Below are 26096 nucleotides of genomic sequence, written 5' to 3'. Positions count from 1 at the left end.
GCAGCGTACTGGGTGGATGCACCGGGGTTCGGCGAGAGTTCGCAGCTCGTGGCCCCTGCGATGCCAGCGGCGGCACCGGCCGCCGCCTCGGCCGGTGGTCCCGAGCGCTGCGCCGATGATCGCCCGACGCGAGATCAGGAGCCGGCTCGGCTGGAGGTGGATGAGATGATCCAGCGGTGGAGGGTCGCCGCTGCGGCACCGGAGTCGATCGCGGCGGCACAGCGGACCAGCCCGGCCGCGATCCGGTCGTCCAAGTCGCCGTCGCCGCCCGTCGTCGCGCAGGCCGCAGCCGCGTTGATCAGCACCGCGTCGCGTACCGGGCCACGCTCCCCAGCCAGCAGCGCGTGCACGACGGCGGCGTTCGCGGCGGCGTCACCGCCGCGCAGCGCCCCGGGCGCGGCGCGGGCGATGCCGAACCGCTCCGGGTGGAACACCGTGTGCCGCACCTGCCCGTCGCGCACCTCCACAAGCTGGGAGGTGGTGCTCGTGGACAGCTTGTCCAGGCCGTCGTCCCCACGCGCCACCAGCGCCTGGCAGCCGCGGCCGGCCAGCACGTAGGCGAGCACCGACACGAACCGCGGATCGGCCACCCCGACCAGCGCGTACGCGGGCCGTGCCGGGTTGATCAGCGGAGCGAGCACGTTGAAGATCGTCGGTACGCCCAGTTCGCGGCGCACCGGCCCGGCGTGCCGCAGGCCGCTGTGGAAGGTCGGGGCGAACAGGTAGGCGATGCCCGCCCGCTCGGCGACCTTCGCGACCTGCGCGGGCGGCAGGTCCAGTGGGATGCCGAGGCGTTCGATGACGTCGCCGGAACCGGCCGAGGTCGACGAGGCGGCCCGGCCGCCGTGTTTGGCCACGGTGAGACCGGTGGCCGCCACGACGATCGCGGCCATGGTGGAGATGTTGACGGCGCCGGTCCCGTCGCCGCCGGTGCCGACGATGTCCACGGCCGGACCGGGAAACACGACGGGCACCGCGTGGGCCAGCAGCGCGTCCGCCGCACCGGCGACCTCGACGGCCGTCTCGCCCTTGGCGCGCAGCGCCACCAGGTATGCGGCCAGCTGCACCGGGGTGGCCTCGCCGCGCACGACCTGCGTCATCGCCCACGCGGACTCGGCGGTCGTGAGGTCGCCCCCCGCGAGCAGGGTGGTGAGAATCGTGGTCCAGTCCATCGTCCGTCCTCGAAGGTCGGGCCGACCGGTCGAGGCCTGTCAACGACGACGGCCGCCTCGTCCGGAGGCGGCCGCGGTGTACGCGTGGGGGGATGACCGCCTATGAGGCGAGCCACCAGCCCTGACGACGCGAGATCATGCGCGAACGGTAGCACGCATCGACGAGACGGCCCGCCCCGGTCGCGCCGGGGCGGGCCGCTTCTCACCGATACGCGATCACGCCGGGGCGGTGAACACGTAGCTGCCCGAAGGCAGGTGGTAGGACGCCGCGCCCTGGCCGTAGCCGAACGGCACGGCCTGCGCCGGTGCGGTCACCGCGGCGGCCGACGCAGCGGGCACCCGTACCGTCGCCGAGGTGCCCGCCGGGACGGTGACCCGCAGCGTGAGCACCCCGCCGGACACCGACCAGTCGCTGACCGCCTGCCCGTAGGGCGTCTGCATCGCCGACTTGGCCGAGGTCAGGCCGCCACCGGGACGCGGCGCGACCAGCTGCGACTGGTACCCGGGGCTCGCCGCCGACAGGCCGCCGACCTGCCGGTAGAGGAAGTCCCCGACCGAGCCGAGGCCGTAGTGGTTGAAGGAGTTCATCGAGGGGGTCTGGAACGCGCCGTTGGTCTGGATGCCGTCCCAGCGCTCCCAGATCGTGGTCGCTCCCCTGCTGAGCATGTAGCCCCAGCCGGGATAGCCGGGCTGCAGCAGGATCTGGTACGCGATGTCGGCCCGGCCGTTGTCGGCGAGCACCGGCAGCAGGTTCTCCACCCCGAGGAAGCCGACGGTCAGGTGACCCCCGGCCGACGCGACCTCCGCGACGAGCTTGTTCACCGCCCCGGCGACCCGGTTGGCCGGCAGCAGCCCGAACGCCAGCGCCAGCACGTAGCCGGTCTGCGTGTTGCCTGCCACGGTGCCGTCGGCGGCGACCCACCGGTTGGTGAACGCCGTCGCGACCTGGTCGGCGAGCGTGCCGTAGCTGCTCGCCTGCGCGGTGCGCCCGGTGGCCGCGGCCATCCGGGACACGAGCCGTGCCGACCAGGAGAAGAACGCCGTGGCGATGAGGTCGCGGGCCGTGTCGTCGTTGACGTTGAGCCAGTCGCCGTAGCCGCCGGTGTTGCGGATCAGGTCCGCGCCGGAGGTGCTGCGCAGGTAGTCGACCCAGCGGGCCATGGCGTCGAAGTGCTGGTTGACGACCTGGAGGTCGCCGTAGCGCTGCCACAGCATGTACGGGACGATCACGCCCGCGTCGCCCCAGCCGGCCGTGCCCGCGCCGCAGCAGGCGTCGGGTGCGGTGTCGGTGAAGGCTCCGTCGGCGTGCTGGGCGTCGGTGAGGTCGTCGGCGAACTTGTCCAGGAACGCCTGCATGTCGAGGTTGAAGGTGGACGTGGCGGCGAACGAGGCGATGTCGCCGGTCCAGCCGAGCCGCTCGTCGCGGTTCGGGCAGTCCGTCGGGATGGACAGCATGTTGGACCGCTGTCCCCAGATGATCGCCTGCTGGAGCTGGTTGATCAGGGTGTTGGACGTGGTCAGCGTGCCCGGCTGGGACGCGCTGGTCCACGCGGCCAGGCCGGTGATCGTGTCCAGGTTCGGGGTGCCCGGGAAGCCGGTGACCTCGACGTAGCGGTAGCCGTGCACGGTGAACCGCGGCGTCCAGACCTCCTGGGATCCGGTGCCCGCCAGGGTGTACCGGTCGGTGGCCAGGCCCGCGGCGCGCAGGTTGTCGGTGTAGATGGTGCCGTCGGCGTTGAGCACCTCCGCGTGGCGCAGCGTGACGACGGTGCCGGCGGCGCCGGTGACCCGCAGCCGGTCCCAGCCGGTGAAGTTCTGGCCCAGGTCGAACACCCATACGCCGGGCTTGGGCTGGTTGAGCGAGATCGGCCGCAGTTCGGACTGCACGGTCACGCCGTTGTCCACCTGCGACACCAGGCGCGGCGCGGTGCCGGTGCGCACCGCGGCGACCGGCCAGGAGCCGTCGTTGTAGTCCGGGCCGTCCCAGCCGTTGACCGCGAGCCGGGCGTCGTACTCCTCACCGGCGTAGAGGTCCTCGGCCCGGATCGGGCCGGTGCCGACCTTCCACGTGTTGTCGGTGCGGATCACGGCGCTGGTGCCGTCGGTGTAGCTGATGTGCAGCTGGGCGGAGTACCACGGCTGGGTGCCGTAGCGCTGCGAGCCGGCCATGCCGAGGCTGCCGGAGTACCAGCCGCTGCCCAGCCACGCGCCGAGGGCGTTGGCGCCCTGCCGCAGCTGGCCGGTGACGTCGTACACCTTGTACTGCAGGCGCTTGTTGTAGTCGGTCCAGCCGGGGGCGAGCGCGTCCGCGCCCACCTTGGCCCCGTTGAGCCGGGTCTCGTGCAGGCCGAGGGCGGTGGTCAGCAGCCGGGCCGAGGCGACCGGCTTGCTGATGGTGAACCCCTTGCGCAGCAGCGGAGCGGCGCGGCGGACGACCACGTTGGCGCCCCACGGACCGGTGCCGTACGCGGTGAGCGCGCGGGCCGCGGTCCAGCCGCTGTCGTTGTAGCCGACCTGCTGCCAGCCGGACGGGCCGGTCTGCGACGCCTTCCAGGCCGCGTCGGTGGGGACGGTCGGGCCGCCGCCGACGGTGAGCTTCGCGATGACGCCGGTCGGCGACTGGGTGGTGTTCTGGGCCGCGACCGCGATGACGTTGTTGCCTGCGGTCAGCCGCCCGGCCAGGTCGACGACGGTCGCCTGCTTCCACGAGTCGGTGACCCGCGGTGAGCTGCTGACCTGTACGCCGTTGACCCACACGTCGGCGGTGTCGTCGCCGGTCACCACCAGGCTCGCCTGGGACGGCGCGGCCGACAGGGCGACGGTGCGCCGGAAGTAGCGGGTCATCGGCGGGAGCCCGGCGATCGGGTCGCCCTCCGGGTACCAGATCCAGCTCGCTCCGGTCAGGCCGTCGGTGGCGGCGGGCTGGCCGATGTACGAGGCCTGCCATTCACTCGCCGGGTTGCGCAGGCCGGTCTCGAAGAACTGGACGGTGCTCCAGCCGCTCGCGCGGCCGTGCGTGTCCCAGACCCGCACCCGCCAGTAGTAACGGCGCAGCGAGGTCAGCGCGGGACCCGCGTAGGCGACGTCGACGGCCTGGCGGCCGGTGACCCGGCCGCTGTCCCACACGTCGCCGGTGCCGTTGCCCGCGTTGGCGCTGCTGCTGGCCACGATCACCTGGTACGCGGCCTGGAACTGCTGCGCGGTGCCCGAGGTCAGCTTCCAGCCGAACCTCGGCGCGGCGGCGTCGACGCCCAGCGGGTTGACGCGCCGCTCGGTGGTCGCCTCCGCCACCGCGAACGGCGACGTGCCACTGCCCGTCGGCGCGATCACAGCGCTGTTCCACGGCGCGATGCCGTACGCGCCCAGGTCGGCGGCGGCGGGCCAGCCGCCGTCGGCGAAGCCGGGCTGCTCCCAGCCGGTCGGCGCGCTCGGGAACGCCTTCCAGCCGCCGTCGGTGATCAGGTCGGCGGTGCCGCCCGACGTGGTCACCTGCACCCGGCCGAGCAGGCCGGCCGGGCTCGCGGTGGTGTTCTGCGCCGCGATGGCGAGGGTGTTGGTCCCGGCGACCAGGGCCGGGGCGAGGTCGACGTAAAGGGCGTTCTTCCACGAGTCGACAGCGCGGGGCGACCCTGCGAGGGGTTTGCCGTTGAGCCACACGTCGACGGTGTCGTCGCCGGTGACGACGAGCTGCGCGTCGCTGACGGCGCCGGTGGGCGCGGTGAAGGTCTTGCGGAAGTAGCGGTGGCCGATCGGCGCCGTGGTGCGCGGATCGCCTTCGGGATACCAGATCCAGTGCGCGCCGCTGACGCTGACCGGGGTGGCGGCGGCTGCGGGTACGGCGGTCAGGACGGCGGTGGCGGTGAGCAGGACGGCGAGGACGGCTGCCACACGTCCGCGGCGGGGGCTGTGGGTGGGGACGGGACGGTGCATGGCGACTCCTATGAGGGGGATCGCGTCGATTAAAACGTTTCATTGCACGGCCGGTGCCCAGACCCTAGGTTGCCCACTTAACGTTGTCAATGTTTCGCCGTAACCTCCGCGACACATGAACCTTCATCCGCGATCGCCGTAAGAATCCCTTGCACAGCGCCATTACTGGTCGACCGCTACCCTTCCCAAGGAGCATGGCCAGTGACACTTCACTCACGGCACGACCCTCGTCCATCCCCGTCGCGGTGGAAGCGAATCACCGGCGCCGCGGTTCTGCTCACGACCGGGCTGCTGTCCGGACCGGCGCCCGTCGCCGCGCAACCCCCGGCGACGACGGCCGCGACACCGGGAGTCCGGACCGGACAGACGGTGACCCTGGTGACCGGAGACCGGGTGACCGTCGGTGACGGCGCGGCGGTGTCGGTCGAGCCCGCGCAGGGCCGCGCACACGTGACCTTCGCGACCAGCCGGTCCCGGGGACGCCTGCGGGTGATCCCGAGCGACGCCATGGCACTGCTGGCCTCCGGTCGGCTCGATCCGCGGCTGTTCGACGTGACGGCGCTGCTGGAGTACGGCTACGACACCAGGCGAGGTGAGCTTCCACTGATCGTCACGGCCGACGGCACCGGCGCGGCACAGACCCGTTCGGCAGCCGCGGCAGTGCCGACCGGTGGACGGGTCAGGCGGGAGCTGCCTCGGCTGGGCATGCTGTCCGTCACGCAGGACCGCTCGCGGGCTGCCGCGTTCTGGCGGGAGCTGACCGGCCAGCGCGGCCAGGCCATGAAGCGCCCCATCGGCAAGGTCTGGCTGGACGGCCTGCTCAAACCAGCTCTCGACGTGAGCGTCGCGCAGATCGGCGCGCCCGCGGCCTGGGAGGCGGGGCTCACCGGGCAGGGGGTGACCGTGGCCGTGCTCGACACGGGCATCGACGACACCCATCCCGACCTCGCCGGGAAGGTGGCCGCCCGCGGCAACTTCACCGGTGGCGTCGACGAGGGCGGCGAGGACGACCGCGACATCGCCGGCCACGGCACCCACGTCGCCTCGACCCTCGCGGGCAGCGGCGCGGCCTCGGCCGGGCGATACCGGGGTGTCGCCCCGGACGTGCGGCTGGTCGACGGGAAGGTCTGCGTCGAGTGGGGCTGCGAGGAGTCGTGGATCCTGGCGGGGATGCAGTGGGCCGCCGAGGAGCAGCACGCCAAGATCGTCAACATGAGCCTGGGCGGCTGGGACTCACCGGGTGTCGATCCCCTGGAGGAGGCGGTCGAGACCCTCACCCGCCAGTACGGCACGCTGTTCGTGGTCGCGGCCGGCAACGACGGACCGTACGCGAAGTCGGTGAGCAGCCCGGCCAGCGCCGACGCGGCCCTGGCGGTCGGTGCGGTCACCGCGGGCGACGCCATCGCCGACTTCTCCGGCCGCGGGCCACGGGCCGGTGACGGCGGTCTCAAACCGGACCTCACCGCGCCGGGCGTGGACATCACCGCGGCCCGGAGCAAGGAAGCCACGGGGCTCGACGGCGAGCCCGGCGACTCCTACGTCACCCTGTCCGGCACCTCGATGGCGACGCCGCACGCCGCTGGCACCGCCGCGATCCTCGCCCAGCAGCACCCGGAGTGGACAGGTCTGCGGATCAAGGCCGCGCTGACGGGCACGGCGAAGCCGAACGCGTCGGCCTCCGTCTTCGACCAGGGGGCCGGCCGGGTGGACGTCGCCGCGGCCATCGCCCGGCCGGTCACGGCCGAACCCGGGAGCCTCGGCTTCGGCACCCAACGCTGGCCGCACGGCGACGACGAGGTGCTGACCCGCACCGTCACCTACGCCAACTCGTCGTCGACTCCCGTGATGTTGGATCTGGCCGTTGCCGCCACGGTCGGCGGCGTCCCCGCACCGGCCGGTTCGGTCGCGGTCACGCCGGCGCGGCTGACGGTTCCGGCGGGCGGCAGCGCGCAGGCGACGGTCACCGTCGACACCCGGGTGGCCGGACCGGACGGTCTGCTGACCGGTGCGCTGACCGCGACAGGCGCGGACGGAGCCCCGGTGCGCACGCCGTTCGCCGTGGACAAGGAGGTGGAGAGCTATGACGTCACGCTGAGCCATCTGGGACGCGACGGGCAGCCGGCCATGTTCGCCGACGACGTGAACCGGTACGACGGCCTTGTCGGCTTCAACGCCTCCGGGCCGGACGGGACGGCCACCCTGCGCATGCCCCGAGGCCGCTACGTGCTGAGCAGCTGGGTGGTGGAGCGCGATGAGCCCACCATGACCCTGCTGGTCCGTCCGGCGCTGGACGTGACCTCCGACCGAGTCGTGGCGTTCGACGCGCGGCTCGGCAGGACGAGCATGATCACCGTGCCGAGGCCCACGGCGGCCCTGGCCCAGGTGAACATCGGCTTCAGCCTGCAGACCTCCGCCGGGCCGATCACCAGTGGGCAGGGCGGCTCGTCCTTCGACCGGCTCTACACCGCCGACGTCGGTGACGGCATACCGGCGGCGGGCTTCACGTCCTTCATCAGCACGGTGTTCGCCAAGGCGGGCACGGACGCCGACGGCTACTTCCACGACAGCCCCTGGCTGTACACGATCAGCCATCACCAGGCGAACGGGCGGATGATCAGCGGCTACCGGCGGACCGTCGCCGAGGGCGAGCTCGCGACACTGCCCGTCGCCGTGGCCGCGGGCGACGAGGCGATGGTCGGGCTGTGGGGAGCCACCAGCAGCATCCGGCCCGGCCGGGAAGACGAGACTCCGGTGTTCGCGATCGGTTCGGCACTTCCGTCCACGACGGTTCACTACGTCGACGTCGAGCCGGGCAAGCAGTGGCGTGCCCGGCTCTACCGCACGTGGACCGATCCGGCGTCGGGCGACGGCTGGCGCTACGGTCCCGTCGTGAGCGGCTGGACCGCGTTCAAGGCGGGACGGACCTACGAGCAGCGGTGGAACCAGGCCGTGTTCGGCCCCGCCTTCGGTGCGGACGGCGCGTTCACGAAGGGCGTGACCCGCACCGGCGACGTCATCGACGTCGACCTGTCGCTCTACGGCGACGGCGCGGGCCGGGTCGACCGCGAAGCCGGGCTGGGTACGACGGTGCTGTACCGCGACGGGGTCCGGGTCGGCTCAGCTGATCTCGCCGGTCGGGGCACGTTCCCGGTCCCGCCGGGCGATGGACGTTATCGGCTGGAGGTGGCCGCGTCGCGGGGCACGCCGTTCGCGTTCTCCACGCAGACCACCGCGGCGTGGACGTTTCGCTCGGGGCACGGTGGCGCGGTCCTGCCGCTCTGGGCGGTCCGGTTCGCGCCGCCGCTCGATCGTTTCAACACGGCGCCGGCCGACCGCTCGTTCACGGTGCCGGTGTCGGTCGTCGCGCAGCCGGGAGCGGACGTCGAGAGCCTGAGCAGCCTGTCTGTCGACGCGTCCTATGACGACGGTGTGACCTGGACGGGAACATCCGTCCGCGCCGGCACCGTCACGTTGTGCCACCCGAAGGGGCAGGGCTTCGTATCACTGCGGGCCGTCGCCGTCGACGCCGCCGGCAACCGGGTGGAGCAGACCATCCTGCGCGCCTACCGGTTCGGCGGGTAGCCGGCCGGTGGGATGCCCGGAGCCGCCTCCGGCATGGTTCGGCCGGCGGCTCCGGGCATCGGATCAGTTGGAGTACAGGTACTTGACTCCGCTGAGGGCCAGCACGCTGGTGCGCGAGCCGGTGACGCCGGAGTTGAGGTTGCGCCAGCCGTTGTTGCTGCTCGCCTCGTGCACGTAGCCGCCGTACATGGTGTAGATCAGCTTCTCGCCGTTGAGGTTCGCCGCCGCGATGGTGGCGCCGGAGACGCCGGAGATGCCGGTCCCCATGTTCGTCCAGCCGTTGTTGCTGGCCGCCTCGTACACCGAGCCGCCGTTGACCGTGTAAAGGATCTTCGTGGTGCCGACCGTGATCGCGGCGACGGCCGAGGCGGGCACCCCGGTGTTGAGGTTGCGCCAGCCGTTCGCGCTGTGCGCCTCGTGCACGTACCCGCCGACGATGCTGTAGATGTACTTCACGCCGTTCAGCGCGATCACCGAGATCGAGGAGTTGCTGACCCCGCCGATGCCGGTGTTGAGGTTGCGCCAGCCGTTGTTGCTGCTCGCCTCGTGCACGTAGCCGCCGACGACACTGTAGATCAGCTTCTCGCCGTTGAGGTTCAGCGCCGCGAGCGCCGTGCCCTGCGCGCCGTCGATGCCGGTCCACAGGTTGTTCCAGCCGATGCTGCTGGCCGTCTCGAAGATCCGGCCGCCCTTGACGCTGTAGACGATCTTATTGCTGCCGATCGCGATGGCAGCCGTGGCCGAGCCCGTCACCGGGCCGCTGGGGCCCACCACCGGCAGCATCCGCCACCCGTTGGCGCTGTGGGCCTCGTACACCTGCATCCCGCCGTTGCAGTTGGCACTGGTGACGTTGCGGGCCGGGGAGACCGGGCCGTTGACCCAGATCGGGCCGGTGTTGGCGCTGCCGTCGGAGGTGATGCCCGAGGCCGAGCCGTTGAAGTACGCCTCGGTCTTGCCGCCGTCGCGGGTCACCTCGAAGTGCAGGTGCGGGCCGGTCGAGTTGCCGGTGCTGCCGACCCAGCCGATCGGGGTGCCGCCGTCGACCCAGCCGGAGCTCTGGCTGGCCGGCTGGAGCATGTGCATGTACGTGGTGCGCCAGCCGCCGCCGTGGTCGATGATCGCGTAGTTGCCGCCACCGCCGCTGCTCCACCCGGCGCTGATGGTGCCCCCGGCCGCGGCCAGGATCATGCGGCCGTTGCTGCCGCCGCCGGTGAACGTCATGTCGATGTCGTAGTCGTCGTGACCCGCATAGGTGGCCAGACGCCACGTCTCGCCGCACGGGAACGGCAGCTGGAAGAAGGGCATCGGGCCGGCCGCACGAGCCGGTCCGGCCCCGACCGCCAGCACGGCCAGCAGCATGGCGCACACGCCGGTTAAGGCGCGACGAAATCTTCCGGACAAGGGGGGTGCCTTTCGTTGGGGGCACGGCCGCTCCGGCCGTGACGGCGACAGGGGGTCTGCGTCGCTTCGAGCGCCGCACGAAGATCGATGTGGCTCGACGGGTCATGCGCGGCCGGATGGTACGGTGGCCGATCTACAACTCGTGCACAACGCCGTACAACCGGTTGGCCGCGGCCGCTAAGCACTGCACACGAGGTGAGGATGTCCGTCCACTTCGGCCTGCTCGGCCCGCTCGCGGTGTCCCGTGACGGCCGGCCGGTAACGCTCGGCTCGACCAAGCAGCAGCTGGTCCTGGCGGCGCTGCTGCTGCGACCTGCCGAGGCCGTCTCCACCGGTGAGCTGACGGCGATGCTGTGGGGCGACCAGCCGCCCGCGTCGGCCGCCGCCAACGTGCGCACCTACGTTCGCGGCCTGCGCCAGGCGCTGACCGGCGAGCAGGCCGCCGAGCGCCGGATCAGCACCACCCCGGGCGGTTACCTGCTGCGGGTCGAGCCGGGCGAACGCGACGTGGACCGGTTCGACGCCGCCGCCGCGCGGGGCCGGGCCGCGCTGGCCGACGGCGACCCGGCGGGCGCGCAGGCCGAGCTGGCCGCCGCGGTCGGCATGTGGCGCGGTCCTGCCCTGGCCGGCCTGCCACTGCCGAGGCTGCTCACCGGGCGGGTCGGGCAGTTGGAGGAGCGGCGGCTGCTGGCCGAGGAGGACTACGCCGTGGCACGGCTCGCGCTGGGCGAGCCCGCCGTGGTGATCCCGCGGCTGCGCGCCCTGCTCGACCGCCATCCGCTGCGGCAGCGGGCGTGGGCCCAGCTCATGCTGTGCCTGTACCAGATCGGCGACGTGTCAGGGGCGCTGGCGGCCTTCCGGCAGGCCCGGCAGGTGCTGGCCGAGGAGACCGGGATGGACCCCGGGCCCGAGCTGACCCGCCTGCACGACGACGTCCTGCACCACCGCCTCGGGCCGCGGCCTGCGCCGCCAGGGCCGGGCTTCGTCGTGCCGCCCGGCCCGGTGGAGGCGCCCCCGCGGCAACTGCCGCTGGCGCTGCCGGGCTTCGTCGGCCGCGACGGGGAGCTGGCCCGGCTCAACGCCGCCCTGGACACCTCGGACACCGGCCCGGCCGGCGTGGACATCACCACCGTCAGCGGGATGGCCGGCGTCGGCAAGACCACCCTGGCGCTGCACTGGGCACATCGGGCGGTCGACCGGTTCCCCGACGGCCAGTTGTACGCGAACCTGCGCGGCTACGACGACGCCGACACCGTCTCCCCCGCCGACGCCCTGGTCGCCTTCCTGGAGGCGCTCGGCGTGCCGATCGGCCGCATACCGACCAGCACCGACGCCCGGACCGGGCTGTACCGCAGCCTGCTGGCCGCCCGGCGGATGCTGATCGTGCTGGACAACGCGCGCGACGCCGACCAGGTGCGCCCGCTGCTGCCCGGCGCGGGCCGGTGTGTGGTCGTCGTGACGAGCCGGGACCAGCTCGCCGGCCTCGTCGCGGCGGAGGGCGCCCGGCCGCTGACGCTGGAGGTGCTCACGGCCGCCGAGTCGATGAACCTGCTGCGCAGCCGGCTCGGCGCCGGCCGGATCGCCGCGGAGCCGGCGGCCACCGCGGAGATGATCGAGGCGACCGGCCGCCTGCCGCTCGCCCTGTCGATGGTGGCCGCGCGGGTGGCGGCCAAGCCCACGTTCCCGCTCGAAGCCGTCGCGGCGCAACTGCGCCCGGCCGAGGGCAGGCTGGAGGCGCTGGCCGACGGCGATGTGCGGCGCGTGTTCTCGTGGTCGCACCGTGCCCTGAGCGAGGATGCGGCACACCTGCTGCGCCTGCTCGGGCTGCATCCGGGTCCCGACCTGACCGGCGACGCGGCCGCGACGCTGCTGGGCCGGCCCCGGGCCGCCGTCGCGCCGCTGCTGCACGAGCTGACCCGGCTCCACCTGCTGACCGAGCACCGGCCGGGGCGCTACTCGCTGCACGACCTGCTCCGCTCGTACGCGGCCGAGCTGGCACAGGCATCCGAGCACGCGGACAGCAGGCACGCCGCGCTCACCCGGCTGTACGACCACTACCTGCACAGCTCCTATCCCGCCGCGCTGCTGCTCCAGCCGACGTGGACGCCGGTCGACCCGGTCCCCCCGCTGCCGGCGAACCTGCACGTGCCGATCCCGGACCGGGCCGGCGCGGTGGCGTGGTTCAACGCCGAGCACCCCGTGCTGCTGCGGGTGCTGCGCCAGGCCGCGGAGACCGGGTTCGAGCGGTACGCCTGCCAGCTCGCCTGGACGCTGGCCGCCTATCTCGCCCCGCGCGGGCTGTTCCAGGACCAGCTGACGGCACAGCAGGCCGCACTGGCCGCCGCGGAACGGATCGGCGACCTGCAGGCGCAGGCGCTCGCCAACCGGATGCTCGCCCGCGCGCTGATGCGCCTCGGCGATCACGACGCCGCCGAACACCGCGTGCGGCGCGCGCTCGCGCTGTACGAGCAGCTCGGCGACCTGGACAGCCTCGCGCTGACGCTGCGCCACTACACCGAGCACTGCACGGCTCGGGGCCGGCTGGAGGAGGCGCTCGCGCACAGTATCGAGGCGCTGCGGGTGTCCCGGCTCATCGGCAACAGCTACGCCGAGGCGCGCGCGCTGAACACGAAGGGTTACCTGCACGCCCTCAACGGCGACTACCGGCAGGCCGTCGCCGACTGCACCGAGGCCCTCGACCAGCAGCAGCGGATGGCCGACCGGGTAGGCCAGGCGGCGACGCTGGACAGCCTCGGGTTCGCCCACCACCGGCTCGGCGACCTGGCCCAGGCGGTGGTGTGTTACGAGCAGTCCATCGAACGCTTCCGCGAGTCCGCCAACCGCTACCACGAGGCGGAGACGCTGACCCGGCTCGGCGAGGCGCGCGAGCAGCTGGCGGACCTGCCCGCGGCCGCCGAGGCGTGGCGGCGGGCGGTGCGCATCTACGACGACCTCGGGGACCCGGCCGCCGACGGGGCACGGCGGCGGCTGGCCCGCCTCACCGCGACCGGCCCGCGCTCCTAGCCGGGCAGCAGGGCCAGCACCGCGACGACCGCCCGGTGGTCCGTGCCCGGCACGGTCCGTTCACCGGCCGACACGCCCGCCAGGCCGGAGCCGTGCAGGACGTGGTCGAGCTGCACCAGCGGCGGCACCGGGCTCACGCCCACCGGCCAGGTGCGGGCCCAGCCGCGGCCGAGCTCGGCGTGGGTGTCGACGAGGCCCGCCGCGAGCAGGTCACGCATCGGCGCATGGTCGAGGGAGGCGTTGAAGTCGCCCAGGAACACGGTGTCCGGGCCGCTGTCGCGGGCGACGGAGGCCAGGGCGGCCATGTCGCGGGTCCAGCGCCGCGCGTCACCCAGCGGGTAGTACGTGTGCACGGCCACCAGCCGGATGGTGCGCCCGTCCACGGTCACGGCCGCGGTCGTCTGCGGCCAGGCGGTGTCGGCGCGCAGCGGGCCGCCCTGGGTCAGCGGGAGCCGCGAGTAGATCGAGGAGTCGTACTCGGGTCGCAGCTCGTGGTAGGGCAGCAGCGCGTCCAGGCCGGCCTCGGTGAGCGCGGCGATGCCCGCGGCCGGCAGCTGCTGCACGGCCAGCACGTCGATGTGCTCGGCCTGGACCAGCCGCACCAGCGCCCGCGGATCCGCTCCCCCGACGTCGGCGTTGAGACTGGCCACGCGCAGCTCGGCCGCCTGCGCCGGGAGCTGCTGCCGGTCGGGGAGGAACCGGGGCGCCAGCACCGCGACCTGGGCTGCGGTGAGGACCGCGACGGCGAGCACCGTCCAGCGTGAGCGCAGCGCGGCGGCGGCGAGCACGGCGCCGAGCGCGAGCAGGCTGAGCACCAGGGCGTACGGGAAGAGCACCAGGGGCACGGCGAGCGCCGTTCCCGCGTCCCACCCGGTGAGCCGCACGATGAGCAGCGCGGTCGATACGGCTAGCAGGCCGCCCAGCGCGGTGCGGGCGAGCAGGACGGGTATCCGCCGGCCGGTGGTCCGGCGCCGGTCAGCTGCCCGCACCTCGCTGACCGCAGTGTCCGTCATGTGTCCTCCAGGCCCGAGCCTGGTGATCTTAGCGTTTTGACCTCGTCCACGGAACCGCGTCGTCAAGCGCCTCTGCGCCGGGGCGTCACTCGTCGGTGACGTCGGCGTGGGTGAGGCGCCGGCGGAAGACGTGGTATGTCCAGCCCTGATAGAGGATGACGACCGGGAGCAGGACCACGAGCACCCAGGTCATGACGGTCAACGCGTACGAACCGGAGGCGGTGTTGGCCACGGTGAGGTCGTTGGCCGCGCCCATGGTGGAGACCATGACCCGCGGGTAGAGGTTGGTGAAGATGACCAGCACGCTGGTGGCCATGGCGAAGGTGGTGGCGGTGAAGGCCCAGCCCTCCTTGCCCTCCTTGACCAGCCAGGCGGCGGCGAGCACGGCCAGCACCGCGGCGATCTCGATGACGTTGGGCAGGAAGCCCTTGCCCGACAGCACGTGCGACCAGGTGATGTAGATCAGCACCGCGAGCGCGGCCCACGGGGCGATCCTGCGGGTGAGGCGCACGGCGCGTTCGCGCACGTCGGCGGTGGTCTTCAGGGCCAGGAACGTGGCGCCGTGCAGCGCGCACAGCACCACGAAGGTCAGGCCCACGAACAGCGAGTAGGGCGGCAGCAGGTCGGCGAACGTGCCCGCGTACTCCTGGTCGGCGCCGATCGGCAGGCCGTGCAGGAGGTCGCCGAGCCCGACGCCGAGCACGAACGGAGCGAGCACGCTGCCGACGGTCATCAGCGTGCTCCAGGTGCGCCGCCAGCGCGGGTGGGCGTCCTTGTTGCGGTATTCGAAGGACATGCCGCGGACGATGAGCGCGACCAGCGCCAGCACGAGGGCGAGGTAGAGGGCGGAGAACATGGTGGCGTACCAGCCGGGGAAGGCCGCGAACATGGCCGCGGCGGCGACGACGAGCCAGACCTCGTTGCCGTCCCACAGCGGTCCGATGGAGCTGACGGCCATCTGCCGGCCGGCGTCGTCGCGGCCGACGACCCCGTGCAGCATGCCGACCCCGAAGTCGAAGCCCTCCAGGATGAAGAAGCCGGTCCACAGCACGGCGATGGCGATGAACCAGATGTCGGGCAGTGTCATGGCGGCCTCAGCGAGCAAACGTGGGTTCGGGCACGGTCGTGTCCTCGGCTGCGGGCACCGTCGGTGGCGGCGCCTTGCGGGCGTAGCGCAGCATCAGCACCAGCCAGACGACCGTCAGCGCGGCGTAGAGCAGGAAGAACACCGTCAGGCTGATCGCGACCGTGGTGGTGCTGACCGACGGCGAGATGCCGTTCTCGGTCAGCATGATGCCCTGGACGATCCAGGGTTGGCGGCCGTTCTCGGTGAGCATCCAGCCTGCCGTGTTCATCAGGACCAGCAGGACCGGGGCCCACATGGCCAGCCCCAGGAAGCGGTGCGCGGTCTCCAGGTGCTTGCGGCGCATCACCCACAGGCCCCACAGGCCGAGCAGGACGATCACCATCGCGAGGTAGGCCATCACCCGCATCGACCAGTACTGGATGAACACGTTGGGCACGTAGTTCCCGGGGCCGTACTGCTGCTGGTACTGGGCGTTGAGTTCGTTGAGGCCGGTGACCTGGCCGTCGAGGTGGTTGGTGGCGAGCAGGGACAGCAGGTACGGCACTTCGATGATCTTCGTGGGGGTCTGGTCCTGGTTGCCGCCGCCGATCTGGAAGATCGAGAACGAGCACGGCTGGCAGGTGGTCCACTGCGCCTCGGAGGCGGCGATCTTCATCGGCTGGTACTTCGCCTCGACGACGCCGAGTTCACTGCCGATGAACATCTGGAAGATCATGGCGGGGGCCAGGATGACGAGGGCGAGCTTCGCCGAGCGGGCGAAGACCTCCGGGTTCGAGCGCTTCCGCAGATGCCACGCGGACACGGCGAGCATGAGGACGCAGCCGGTGACCAGCGAGGCGAGCAGCACGTGGGTGTACCCCCAGAGGAACACCGGGTTGGTCATCACCGCCCAGATGTCGTTGAGCTGCGGGCGGCCCGTGGTCGCGTTGATCTCGAAGCCGACGGGGTGCTGCATCCACGAGTTCGCGGCCAGGATGAACGCCGCGGATCCGGCAGCCCCCAGCGCGACGAGCCAGATGGCGGCGAGGTGGATGCGGCGCGACAGCCTGCCCCAGCCGAAGATCCACAAACCGAGGAAGGTCGACTCCAGGAAGAACGCGGCCAGGCCCTCCATCGCCAGGGGCGCGCCGAACACGTCGCCGACCAGCCGCGAGTACGCCGACCAGTCCATGCCGAACTGGAACTCCTGCACGAGGCCGGTCACCACGCCGACCGCCACGTTGATCACCAGCAGGACGCCGAAGAACTTGGTCAGGCGCAGGTACTCGTCCCGGCCGGTGCGGTGCCAGACGGTCTGCAGAATGGCGGTGAGGAAGGCCAGCCCGATGGTGATCGGCACGAAGATGAAGTGGTAGATCGACGTCATCGCGAACTGGATCCGGGCCAGATCTACGTTCGACATGGCTGTCACGCCTCCGAAACCTGGGTGAGCGGCGGGCCGCGACCCGGGCGCAGGTGTTCGCGGGCGCTTCGGGTCATCCGACGGTGACCACGCGTCCGTTTAATCCCAGATGCATCATCACATGCCATAAACTGCTAAATCCGCGCTTCGCAGGTTCTGCGTCGGTCGACAGCGAACCGTGCGGTGTCCCGAGCCGGCCACGTCACAGCACCGCGATGGGATTGACCGGGGAGCCGGTGGCCGCGGGCAGCCGCAGCGGTGCGATGACGCACAGGAACGACCAGCGCTCCTCCTGCTCGCACAGCGCGCGCAGCTCGCCGAACTGCAGGTAGTCCATCAGGTGCAGGCCGAGCGCGTTGATGGCCAGCACGTGCACCGGAAACCCGAGGCCGGGCGACGGCGCGGTGTCGTTGTTGCCGTCGCCGCCCAGCACCGCGACCTCGCGCTCGGCCAGGAACTCCAGCGCCGCGGGGTGCAGCCCGACGCGGGCGGCCGCCGCGTCCCACGGGCCGAGGCTGTTGCGGCGGCGCCGGTGGCCGACCCGGACGAACAGCAGGTCACCGGGCCCCACCCGGACCCCCTGGGCCTGTTCGGCCGCGGCGAGGTCGGCGGCGGTGACGTGGTCGCCGGGTTCCAGCCACGGCACGCCCCGCAGCCGCGGGATGTCGAGCAGGACGCCGCGTCCGACGATGCCGTCGTGGGCCACGTCGATGGACAGCGCCGGGGTGCCGTCCGGCTCGGTGGAGCCCGCCGCGACCCGGTTGTACATCAGCCCGTCGTAGACGACATGGCACAGCGCGTCGATGTGCGAGTCGGCGTCGCCGTGGATGTTCATCGCCAGCCGGTCGTAGGCGAAGTTCAGACCGGGCTTGTGCCGGTGCTCGGCCGGCGAGCTGATCATGTGGTGGGTCGACGGCTGCGGGTTGTCGGGCGCCGGGACGGTCTCCACCGGCGCCGCCAGCGACACCGACCGCCCGAGCCGGACCTCTCGGGCGGCGGCCCGCACGGTCGCGGGCGTGATGTGGTTCAGCGCCCCCCGCCGGTCCGCCGGTCCTCGGTCGGCGTATTGCCGCAGCCGCTCGTACAGAGCCTCGAACTCGTCCGGCGACAGCTCGGCCGCTGTCGCACGCACGTCGTCGACCATGTCGTCTCCCGTCCGTCAGCCGTGCGCGGACCGGCGGGTGAGCACGCGCCGGCTGATGCGGCCCCATAGCGCTCGCTGGGCGCGCAGGGTCGCGAAGCCCACCACGATCAGCAGTGTGATGTTGAGCAGCAGTTGCCACAGCGAGCCGCGCGCCTGGGCGGGGCTGCTCGCGGCGAGGGCGACGCCGATGTCGGCGGCAGCCGGGATGGTGGTCACCGAGACGAAGACCCCCAGCAGGGTGCTGGTGCGGGTATGGGTCAGGGCGACCACGCCGGCGATCCCGGCCAGCACCGCGACCACCACGGAGTAGAAGTTCGGGGTGTCGATCAGGTGGCTCACCGGGCGCACCCCGAGGGTGAACGCGGTGGGCACCAGGCCCAGGGCGCGCACCAGCATCGTGAAGGCGTACGCGGCCAGCACGGCCAGGCTGAAGCCCACCGCCAGCGCCGCCAGACCCTGCCGGATCGGGAGCCACGACCGCCGGTCGATGCCGAGCGCGACGCCGGTGATCGGGCCGTACTCCGGGCCCAGGATCATCGCGGCGACGATAAGGATCTCCGAGTTGGTCAGCAGGCCGACCGCGCCGATGACGCCGGCGATGACCAGGTAGAGGTAGAAGCTGGGGGTGGCGGTGGCGTCGCCCACGATGCGCGCCTCGACCTCGGCCCAGACCGGCGCCCTGGCCAGCGGCCCGCGAAGGCCCACGGCGGCGGCGTCGACCCGGTCCGACATGGTCAGCTCCACCGGATCGACCATCAGCGACCCGTGCTGGTGGACGCGCAGCTCGCGCAGCCGCGCCAGCACGTCGTTGGCGGCCCCGGCGAGCACGTCGCACTCGATCGCGTCCCCGGCCGGGTGCAGCGCCCCGCGGTGCACCACGACGTCCACCACACCACCGTCACCGGCGAGCAGCGCCAGGACCTGGTCCGTCTGCTCGGGCGGGCTGGCGACCCGAAGGTGGATCACGCCCACGCCGGACCTCGCTCACTGGCGGCCTCGACAGACCGCCTTGCCGGGCATCCGCCCGTTCACTGACATCCACCCTGAAATATTCTTACCGTCCTAAACTGGTGCCATGCGGGCGAATGCCGCAAGGCCGCCGCGCTGACCGGGGACTACGACAGGTGGCGCACGATGACCGCGATAGATGCCAGGAGCACCACGGACCAGCAGGTGTCAGCGCCGTCGCCGTTCCCGCCGATCGCCCAGTACGCGTTCCTGTCCGACTGCCACACCGGGGCGCTGATCGCCCCCGACGGCTCGGTCGACTGGCTGTGCGTGCCCGCGTTCGACTCCCCCAGCGTCTTCGGCAGCCTGCTGGACCGCGAGGCCGGCATGTTCCGGTTCGGGCCCTACGCCATCGCGCACCCGACCTCCCGGGTGTACCGGCCGGGCACGAACGTGCTGGAGACGACGTGGCGCACCACGTCAGGCTGGCTTCTGGTCACCGACGCGCTGGTCATCGGCCCGCGGACCGGGGCCGACACGGTGACCCCGCACACCCGGCCACCGGCCGACGACGACGCATCCCACCTGCTGGTCCGCACCGCCGTGTGTCTCAAAGGACAGGTCGAACTGGAAATGGTCTGCGAACCCGTCTTCGACTACGGGCGCACCCCCGCCGCGTGGGCCCTGGCGTCCGACGACCCGTCCATCGCCGCGACCGTCAACGGCCAGCCCGATCTCCGGCTGCGATCCGACCTTCCGCTGGGCATCGAGGGCACCCGGGTCCGGGGCAGGCACGTGCTGCACGCCGGCGAGCGGGCGTACTGCACGCTGTCCTGGGCGGACCCGTCCGTGACGCCGCCGGACGGCGACCAGGCGCAAGCCATGATCGAGGCCACCACCGAATACTGGCGCACCTGGCTGGCCGGGGCACGCATCCCCGATCACCGCTGGCGCGACCCGCTGCAGCGCTCGGCGCTGGTCATCAAGGGCCTGACCTACATGCCCACCGGGGCCACCGTCGCCGCACTCACCACCTCGCTGCCCGAGACGCCCGGCGGGGAACGCAACTGGGACTACCGCTACACCTGGATGCGCGACACCACCTTCACGCTCAAGGCGCTGCACTGGCTCAACCTCGAATGGGAAGCCGAAGAGTTCATGCAGTTCATCGCCGACGTCGAGGCGACCGAGGACGGCTCACTACAGATCATGTACGGCATCGACGGCCGGCGCGACCTGGCCGAGTCGACCCGCGACGACCTGTCCGGCTACGAGGGCGCCCGCCCGGTGCGCATCGGCAACGGCGCGTTCGACCAGCGCCAGAACGACGTCTACGGCGCCGTGCTCGCCTCGATCCTGCTGCACACCCGGCACAGCAGGCGGCTGCCCCGGCGGCTGTGGCCGATCGTGGTCTCCCAGGCCGAGTGCGCGACCCAGGTCTGGCAGCAGCCGGACCAGGGCATCTGGGAGGCCCGCGGCGAGCCGCAGCACTACGTGTCGAGCAAGCTCATGTGCTGGGTGGCCCTGGACCGCGCGGCGACGCTGGCCGGCATCCGGGGCGACAGCACCCGCGCGGCGGCCTGGCGCGACACGGCCGAGCAGATCCGCGCCGACATCCTCGCCAACGGCGTCACCGAACGCGGGGTGCTGCGCCAGCACTACGGCACCGACTCCCTGGACGCCTCGACGCTGCTGGCGGTGCTGTTCGGCTTCCTGCCGCCCGAGGACGAGCGGATGCGCAACACCGTGGCGGCGATCGCCGACGAGCTGACCGAGCACGGCTACGTGCTGCGGTACCGCACCGACCAGACCGACGACGGCATGAGCGGTAAGGAGGGCACCTTCCTGATCTGCTCGTTCTGGCTGGTGTCGGCGATGGCCGCGGTCGGGCAGCTGGACCGGGCCCGGGACATGATGGAACGGCTGCTGACCATCGCCTCGCCGCTGGGCCTGTACGCCGAGGAGTTCGACACCGAGGCCGGTCGGCACCTGGGCAACTTCCCGCAGGCGTTCTCGCACCTGGCGCTCATCGAGGCCGCCGGGCGGATCATCCTGGCCGAGCTGCTGCCGGAGCTCTGAGTGACGGCGGCGCCAGGTGCCCCGTGAGCACCTGGCGCCGGAAGATGGACGGTTACTGGAAGGTGATGTGGTCGATGGTGACGGTGGAGCTGCCGCCGTACCAGAAGCCCATGGCCAACTGCGACGGCGAGTTGCGGTTGATCCCGTTGGCGACCATCGGGATCTTGATGTCCTGGTAGGCGGTGGTGATCACCGGGTGCGCTCCCCCGTCGAGCGTGAAGTCGCCGAACACCTTCGTCGCACCACCCAGGCCGAGGTTGAAGTGGCTCTGCTCACCGCCCGCGGCACCCTTGATCCGCACCACGAGGTAGGTGTAGGCGCTCAGGTTCACACCGACGTCCGAGCCGAACCAGCCGCAGTTGTTGTAACGCAGGCTCAACGCGCCGCCGGTGACCGCGCCCGAGCCGCCGCCGTCGAGGAAGCAGTTCGCCCCGGTCCACTTGCCGAGGTCGTTCTGCGACGACGACGGGTAGGCCGGGGTCCCGTCGAAGTTGTCCAGCACCAGCCCGGTCGGCGGCTGCGGCGTCGCATCCGTCGTCACGGTGACGGTGTTGCTCGCCGCGGACCGGTTACCGGCCGCGTCCCGGGCCTTGACGGTGTAGCTGTAGGCCGTGGACGCCGTCAGGCCGGTATCGGTGAACGAGGTCCCCGACGGGCTGCCGACCAGCGTCGACCCGCGGAACACCTCGTAACCGGTCACCCCCACGTTGTCCGTCGACGCCGCCCACGACAGCGACACCGACGTGTCGGTCTTCGCGGGCGAGGACAGCGTCGGCGCGGACGGCGCGGTGCAGTCGCCCGAGCAGCCCGTCGTGGTCCCCGAAACCGTCGCCGACTGCCCGGACGTGTTGCCTGCGGCGTCGACCGCCCGGACCGTGTACTGGTACGTCTGACCCGGCGAACGGCCCGTGTCCGTGAACGACGTACCCGACGGGGTGCCGACCTGCGTCCCGCCACGGAACACCTGGTAGCCGGTCACACCCACGTTGTCGGTGGACGCCGTCCAGGACAGCGACACGCTCGTGTTCGTCACCCCGGACACGGCCAGGCCGGTCGGCGTCGACGGAGCCGTGCAGTCACCAGTGCAGGAGCCCACGGTGACCGAGGACGCGAGCACGTTGTAGCCCTTGGCCGCGTCCCAGGTGCCGGTGTTGGCCAGGCGGATCGAGTACTCCGGCCGGGACTGCAGCGCCGCCGTCGGGTCCGGGAGCCACAGCGCCAGCTTGTAGTTGCCCGCAGCGGCACCGCCGGGGACGGTGGCGCTGCTGGTGACGGTGCTCGCGCCGGCCAGCCAGGTGCGCGGGTCGACGCCGTTCAACGGCAGGTTGTAGCGGTTCGTGCCGTTGTCGAGCACCAGGTAGGCGGTGCGGTTCTTGATCAGCCCGGACCAGCCGTCGTTGCTGAGGTGCGCGGTGAGGCCGAGGCTGCCGCCGGGTGCGACGGTGGTCGGGAAGGTGGCGTCGAGCAGCCTCAGCCGATACCCCATCTTGCGCTTGATGCGCACGAAGCAGGTCTCGGCGGGGTCGTTGCCGCCGGCGGCGAGGTTGGCCGCCTTCCACTTGTCGGTGTTGACGGCGGCGTAGTCCTCGTTGATCTCGGTGAAGTTGAGCTTGTTCATCTCGGTCTGCGCGTTGACGCAGGCGGCGTCGTTGTAGCCGTCCGCGCCGCAGGTCTCACCGCCGACCATCTTGTTGAACCCGGTCGAGGTGGCCAGGTCGTACATCCACTGCTTCTTCTGCTCGATGTAGAACCAGCCCATCCAGGACGGGTTGTCGTAGGTGCCCATGTCGTTGAGGTCGGCCAGGAAGCAGTCGTTGTGGAAGCTGATCCGGTCCTTCTGCGCCTGGGTCAGCGTGCAGCCTTCCGGGACGACACAGGAGGTCGGGTCGACCATCTCCTTGATGTAGATCGGGTAGCGCATCGCCAGAGGGATGCTCGCCGGGGTGGTGTCGGCGATCTTCTTGACGATCCGGTACCGGGCAGGGGCCTCCTCGACCGAGGACGGGTTGGTCAGGCCGCCGGTGTGCCACTCGCCCCAGGCGCCGAGGTAGCCGGTCTCCAGGTGCAACACGACGTCGGCGTTCGCGGTGATCACGGCGTCGATCTGTGCGATGTGGGCGAGGATCTGCGACTCGGCGACGGTGGCGTAGCCGTCCCAGGTGTACGCGGGCCGCAGCACGATTTTCAGGCCGGCGGTGCGGACCGCGGCCAGGCCGGAGGCGAGGTTGTCGAGCAGCGCCTGCGGCAAGGCCTGCGTCTTGTACTTGTCGAGGTGCACGTAGCTGTGCACGAGGGTGTTGCCGTTGGCCTTGGCCCGGGCGAAGGTCCGGTCGAGCAGGTCCGGGTTGAAGCCGGGGATGGTGGCGGCGTTGACGTAGTCGTTGACCGCCGGGTCGTTGATGATCTCGTAGCGGTTGTGGTAACCGCGTTCCGGGTTGGCGAACGCGGTGGCCAGATCGGCCTGGTAGGTGACGGTGGCGGCCTGGGCGGGCGTGCCGAGCGACACGACCGCCAGCGCGGCCAGTAGCGTTGTCGCGGTGAACATCCGCAGTACGCGGGTGGGCATGGTGGCCTTCCTGTGCATCGGGAGGGTAGGCCGCCTGGCCGGGTCGGGAGCCCTGCCAGGCGGCCGGCTTGCGCTACTGGAACGTGATGTGGTCGATCGAGATGGTCGAGTTGCCGCCGTACCAGAAGCCCATGGCCAGCTGGGACGGCGAGTTGCGGTTGATGCCGTTGGCGGCCATCGGGATCCGGATGTCCTGGTAGGCGGTGGTGATCACCGGGTGTGCTCCCCCGTCGAGGGTGAAGTCGCCGAACACCTTCGTCGAACCGCCCAGACCCAGGTTGAAGTGGCTCTGCTCGCCACCGGCCGCGCCCTTGATCCGCACGACCAGGTAGGTGTAGGCGCTGAGGTCCACGCCGACGTCGGAGCCGAACCAGCCGCAGTTGTTGTAGCGCAGGCTCAGCGCCCCGCCGGTGACGACGCCGTTGCCGCCGCCGTCGAGGAAGCAGTTGCCGCCGGTCCACTTGCCGAGGTCGTTCTGGTTCGACGACGGGTAGGCCGGGGTGCCGTCGTAGTTGTCGAGCACCAGGCCGGTGGGCGGCTGAGGTGCGGCGCTGGTGGTGACTGTGACGGTGTTGCTGGCCGCAGACCGGTTGCCCGCCGCGTCACGGGCCTTGACGGTGTAGCTGTACGCCGTCGACGCCGTCAGGCCGGTGTCGGTGAACGACGTGCCCGTCGGACCGCCGACCAGGGTCGACCCGCGGAACACCTCGTACCCGGTCACCCCCACGTTGTCCGTCGACGCCGTCCACGACAGCGACACGCTCGTGTCGGTCTTGCCCGGCGAGGACAGAGTGGGAGAACTCGGGGCAGTGCAGTCACCCGCACATCCCGTGGTGGTCGCGGCCACCGTTGCGGACGAATTGGACACGTTCCCGGCCGCGTCGAGTGCCCGGACCGTGTACTGGTACGTCTGCCCCGGCGAGCGCCCGCTGTCGGTGAACGTGGTTCCCGTCGGCGAACCCGCCAGGACCCCGTCACGGAACACCTGGTAGCCGGTGACCCCCACGTTGTCCGTGGCCGCCGTCCAGGACAGCGACACGCTCGTGTTCGTCACCCCGGACACGGCCAGGCCGGTCGGCGTCGACGGAGCCGTGCAGTCACCCGTGCAGGTGCCGGAGGTCGAGACGCCGCCGAGGTTCACCCAGCCGTCAGCGCCCTGGTTGGCGTTGGCGAACGACAGCGGCAGCCGCGGCCGCCACTGGTCGATGATCCAGTCGGTGAGCCTGCTGGCGGCGGGCCGGGCGCGCAGCACGTCGGCGGTGACCGCCTCCAGCGGGTTGCGAACCTTCAGGACCAGGCTGTATGCGCCCGCGGGCACACCCGCGGTGCTGACGGTCGTGGAGAAGTTCACCGGGCGGCCGAAGTCGAGGTACTTCGGGTCGGCCCCCACGTTCCAGTCCGGGAAGGCGCGGATCTTCAGAGGCTGCACGGTACGCAGGTCCCAGCTGGTGTCCCAGGTCTTCACGACCGCGCCCGCGCTGTTGCGCAGGCCGAGCTGCACCGTCCACGGGTAGTAGAACGGGGCGACGCCGTCGTTCTGCATCGTGACGCCGACCTTGAAGTTGCCGGCGGCGGTCGCGTTGAAGTTGGCCTGCGGAATGTGCAGGTTGTAACCCATCTTGCGGACCCCGGCGGAGACCTTCGGGTCGCTGGTGCTGTACCCGCCCGCGCCGGTCTGGTTGATCATCCAGGTGATGTGGGTCAGCTCGGTCGCCGCGAGCACGTCGTCGACCTGCCCGGACCCGCCCGGGTAGTTGGCGTAGAGGGTGCCCTGGATCTCCGGGCGGGCCTCGCCGCCGATGGACTGGGTGACCCACCGGTTCTCGGTGCCGGTGTTGAGCTGCAGCTGCAGGAACGCGTCCTCCCAGCCGTTCATCGACATCGGCAGGGTCATGCTCTTGAGCTGCCCGCCGTTGCGGAACTCCTTGTACGGCCACGAGTCGTCGTGGAAGCCGATGTTCGCGGTCTCGGTGCCGGCGAGGGGGTAGCGGACCTCCAGCTGGATGTTGTCGAACGCGGCGTCGTACGCCCCGATGATGGTGCGGATGGTCGCGTCGGTCGGCATCAGGTTCGGGTAGCCGTCGGCCAGGTCCCGGTCGTACGGCCAGGTGTGCCACTCGCCCCACAGGCCGACCAGGCCCAGCGACATGAACCCGATGCGCGGGTCGGCGGTGCCGCCCGGCCCGGCCTTGTCGTAGCGGGCCGCGAACGCGTTGATGAAGGTGGTCAGCGCGCTGATGACGTCCGGGTCGTCGTAGTCGGGGCTGACGGTGCCCCAGAACCCGTTGGTGCGCAGCGCCATCTTGCCGTTAAGGCACGGCGGGATGCCGTTGCCGGGGTGGGTGCCACTGCCGCCGGGGTACTCCAGGTAGAAGCGGAACGCGGTCTGGCGGCTCCAGACGGCGGCTTCGTCGAGCGCCTTCTCGAACACGCTCCAGTCGATGTTGGCGCAGCTGGCCGGGTCCTTCATCACCTCGTTGAGGGCGAAGTAGCTCCAGACCAGGCCGCCCGGGTACTTGGTGGACAGGTTGTCGCCGGGGAAGAGGTAGGGGGCGAACCCCTTCAGCGGCTGGCCGAGTGCCGCATCGGCGTAGGTGTAGGTGTGGGCGGTCAGGCTCGTGTCGGGGCCGGGCCCGGCCGCCGGTCGCGGCGGCGGGCCCGCCGGTGCGGCGGCCGCGCTGGTGGCGACCAGCGCGAGGGTCAGCGCTGCCGCCGTGGCGGCGAGCAGCTTGCGCAGAGATGGCATGA

Annotated in this window: 13 protein-coding genes; 3 read left to right on the top strand and 10 right to left on the bottom strand. The window is 71.6% G+C overall.

Annotation, left to right across the window (positions count from 1 at the left end):
- Positions 1-134: 134 nt before the first annotated feature.
- The gene (gene trpD / locus F6W97_RS01755; RefSeq protein ID WP_155368314.1) at positions 135-1172 is read right to left on the bottom strand and encodes an anthranilate phosphoribosyltransferase; all 1038 of its coding nucleotides are present in this window, start codon (positions 1170-1172) and stop codon (positions 135-137) included.
- Positions 1173-1388: 216 nt separating this feature from the next.
- Positions 1389-5102 carry a family 78 glycoside hydrolase catalytic domain gene (locus tag F6W97_RS01750; RefSeq protein WP_155368313.1) on the bottom strand — a complete coding sequence of 1238 codons (3714 nt, stop codon included), beginning with the start codon at positions 5100-5102 and terminating at the stop codon, positions 1389-1391.
- Positions 5103-5480: 378 nt separating this feature from the next.
- Between F6W97_RS01750 and F6W97_RS01745 the strand changes: the two genes are divergently transcribed.
- On the top strand, positions 5481-8684 hold the full coding sequence (locus tag F6W97_RS01745; protein ID WP_230686321.1) for a S8 family serine peptidase: 3204 nt from the start codon (positions 5481-5483) through the stop codon (positions 8682-8684).
- Positions 8685-8747: 63 nt separating this feature from the next.
- On the opposite strand, the gene F6W97_RS01740 is transcribed toward F6W97_RS01745, so the two are convergent.
- Positions 8748-10043 (bottom strand): M23 family metallopeptidase, encoded by a 1296-nt coding sequence (locus tag F6W97_RS01740; RefSeq protein WP_155368783.1) that lies wholly within the window; start codon positions 10041-10043, stop codon positions 8748-8750.
- Between the two features lie 243 nt (positions 10044-10286).
- Between F6W97_RS01740 and F6W97_RS01735 the strand changes: the two genes are divergently transcribed.
- Complete coding sequence (locus tag F6W97_RS01735; protein ID WP_155368312.1) at positions 10287-13109, top strand: AfsR/SARP family transcriptional regulator; 2823 nt, start codon at positions 10287-10289, stop codon at positions 13107-13109.
- Here the strand turns inward: F6W97_RS01735 and F6W97_RS01730 are convergent.
- The 5 genes from F6W97_RS01730 to F6W97_RS01710 form a co-directional block, all read right to left on the bottom strand.
- Positions 13106-14122, bottom strand: coding sequence for an endonuclease/exonuclease/phosphatase family protein (locus F6W97_RS01730; RefSeq protein WP_196278936.1), 1017 nt, complete (start codon positions 14120-14122; stop codon positions 13106-13108). The two genes, F6W97_RS01735 and F6W97_RS01730, sit on opposite strands and share 4 nt — an antisense overlap.
- Positions 14123-14207: 85 nt before the next feature.
- Positions 14208-15209, bottom strand: a complete 1002-nt coding sequence (gene cydB, locus F6W97_RS01725; protein ID WP_155368311.1) for a cytochrome d ubiquinol oxidase subunit II — start codon at positions 15207-15209, stop codon at positions 14208-14210.
- A 7-nt stretch (positions 15210-15216) separates the two neighbouring features.
- A complete protein-coding gene (locus tag F6W97_RS01720; RefSeq protein WP_155368310.1) occupies positions 15217-16611 on the bottom strand; it encodes a cytochrome ubiquinol oxidase subunit I in 1395 nt (464 codons plus the stop codon).
- A 202-nt stretch (positions 16612-16813) separates the two neighbouring features.
- Entirely contained in the window at positions 16814-17755 is a 942-nt protein-coding gene (locus F6W97_RS01715) for a cyclase family protein (protein WP_196278935.1), read from the bottom strand.
- Positions 17756-17770: 15 nt separating this feature from the next.
- On the bottom strand, positions 17771-18721 hold the full coding sequence (locus F6W97_RS01710) for a DUF389 domain-containing protein (protein WP_230686320.1): 951 nt from the start codon (positions 18719-18721) through the stop codon (positions 17771-17773).
- Positions 18722-18889: 168 nt separating this feature from the next.
- On the opposite strand from F6W97_RS01710, the gene F6W97_RS01705 reads away from it, so the two are divergent.
- A complete protein-coding gene (locus F6W97_RS01705) occupies positions 18890-20782 on the top strand; it encodes a glycoside hydrolase family 15 protein (RefSeq protein ID WP_155368308.1) in 1893 nt (630 codons plus the stop codon).
- A gap of 52 nt (positions 20783-20834) precedes the next feature.
- Here F6W97_RS01705 and F6W97_RS01700 read toward each other — a convergent pair whose 3' ends face one another.
- Both F6W97_RS01700 and F6W97_RS39960 read right to left on the bottom strand, forming a co-directional pair.
- Positions 20835-23348, bottom strand: coding sequence for a DUF4832 domain-containing protein (locus F6W97_RS01700; RefSeq protein WP_196278934.1), 2514 nt, complete (start codon positions 23346-23348; stop codon positions 20835-20837).
- 73 nt (positions 23349-23421) lie between these two features.
- On the bottom strand, positions 23422-26094 hold the full coding sequence (locus F6W97_RS39960) for a fibronectin type III domain-containing protein (protein WP_196278933.1): 2673 nt from the start codon (positions 26092-26094) through the stop codon (positions 23422-23424).
- Positions 26095-26096 lie beyond the last annotated feature (2 nt).

The sequence above is a fragment of the Catellatospora vulcania genome, assembly GCF_009720385.1.
Taxonomy (GTDB): Bacteria; Actinomycetota; Actinomycetes; order Mycobacteriales; family Micromonosporaceae; genus Catellatospora; species Catellatospora vulcania.
This window is presented reverse-complemented; position numbering and strand designations above follow the sequence as displayed.

Coding starts and splice junctions, on each gene's coding strand:
- trpD (WP_155368314.1), bottom strand. CDS start 1,172: ATGGACTGGACCACGATTCTCACCACCCTGCTCGCGGGGGGCGACCTC.
- F6W97_RS01750 (WP_155368313.1), bottom strand. CDS start 5,102: ATGCACCGTCCCGTCCCCACCCACAGCCCCCGCCGCGGACGTGTGGCA.
- F6W97_RS01740 (WP_155368783.1), bottom strand. CDS start 10,043: ATGCTGCTGGCCGTGCTGGCGGTCGGGGCCGGACCGGCTCGTGCGGCC.
- F6W97_RS01735 (WP_155368312.1), top strand. CDS start 10,287: ATGTCCGTCCACTTCGGCCTGCTCGGCCCGCTCGCGGTGTCCCGTGAC.
- F6W97_RS01730 (WP_196278936.1), bottom strand. CDS start 14,122: ATGACGGACACTGCGGTCAGCGAGGTGCGGGCAGCTGACCGGCGCCGG.
- cydB (WP_155368311.1), bottom strand. CDS start 15,209: ATGACACTGCCCGACATCTGGTTCATCGCCATCGCCGTGCTGTGGACC.
- F6W97_RS01720 (WP_155368310.1), bottom strand. CDS start 16,611: ATGTCGAACGTAGATCTGGCCCGGATCCAGTTCGCGATGACGTCGATC.
- F6W97_RS01715 (WP_196278935.1), bottom strand. CDS start 17,755: ATGGTCGACGACGTGCGTGCGACAGCGGCCGAGCTGTCGCCGGACGAG.
- F6W97_RS01705 (WP_155368308.1), top strand. CDS start 18,890: ATGACCGCGATAGATGCCAGGAGCACCACGGACCAGCAGGTGTCAGCG.
- F6W97_RS01700 (WP_196278934.1), bottom strand. CDS start 23,348: ATGCCCACCCGCGTACTGCGGATGTTCACCGCGACAACGCTACTGGCC.
- F6W97_RS39960 (WP_196278933.1), bottom strand. CDS start 26,094: ATGCCATCTCTGCGCAAGCTGCTCGCCGCCACGGCGGCAGCGCTGACC.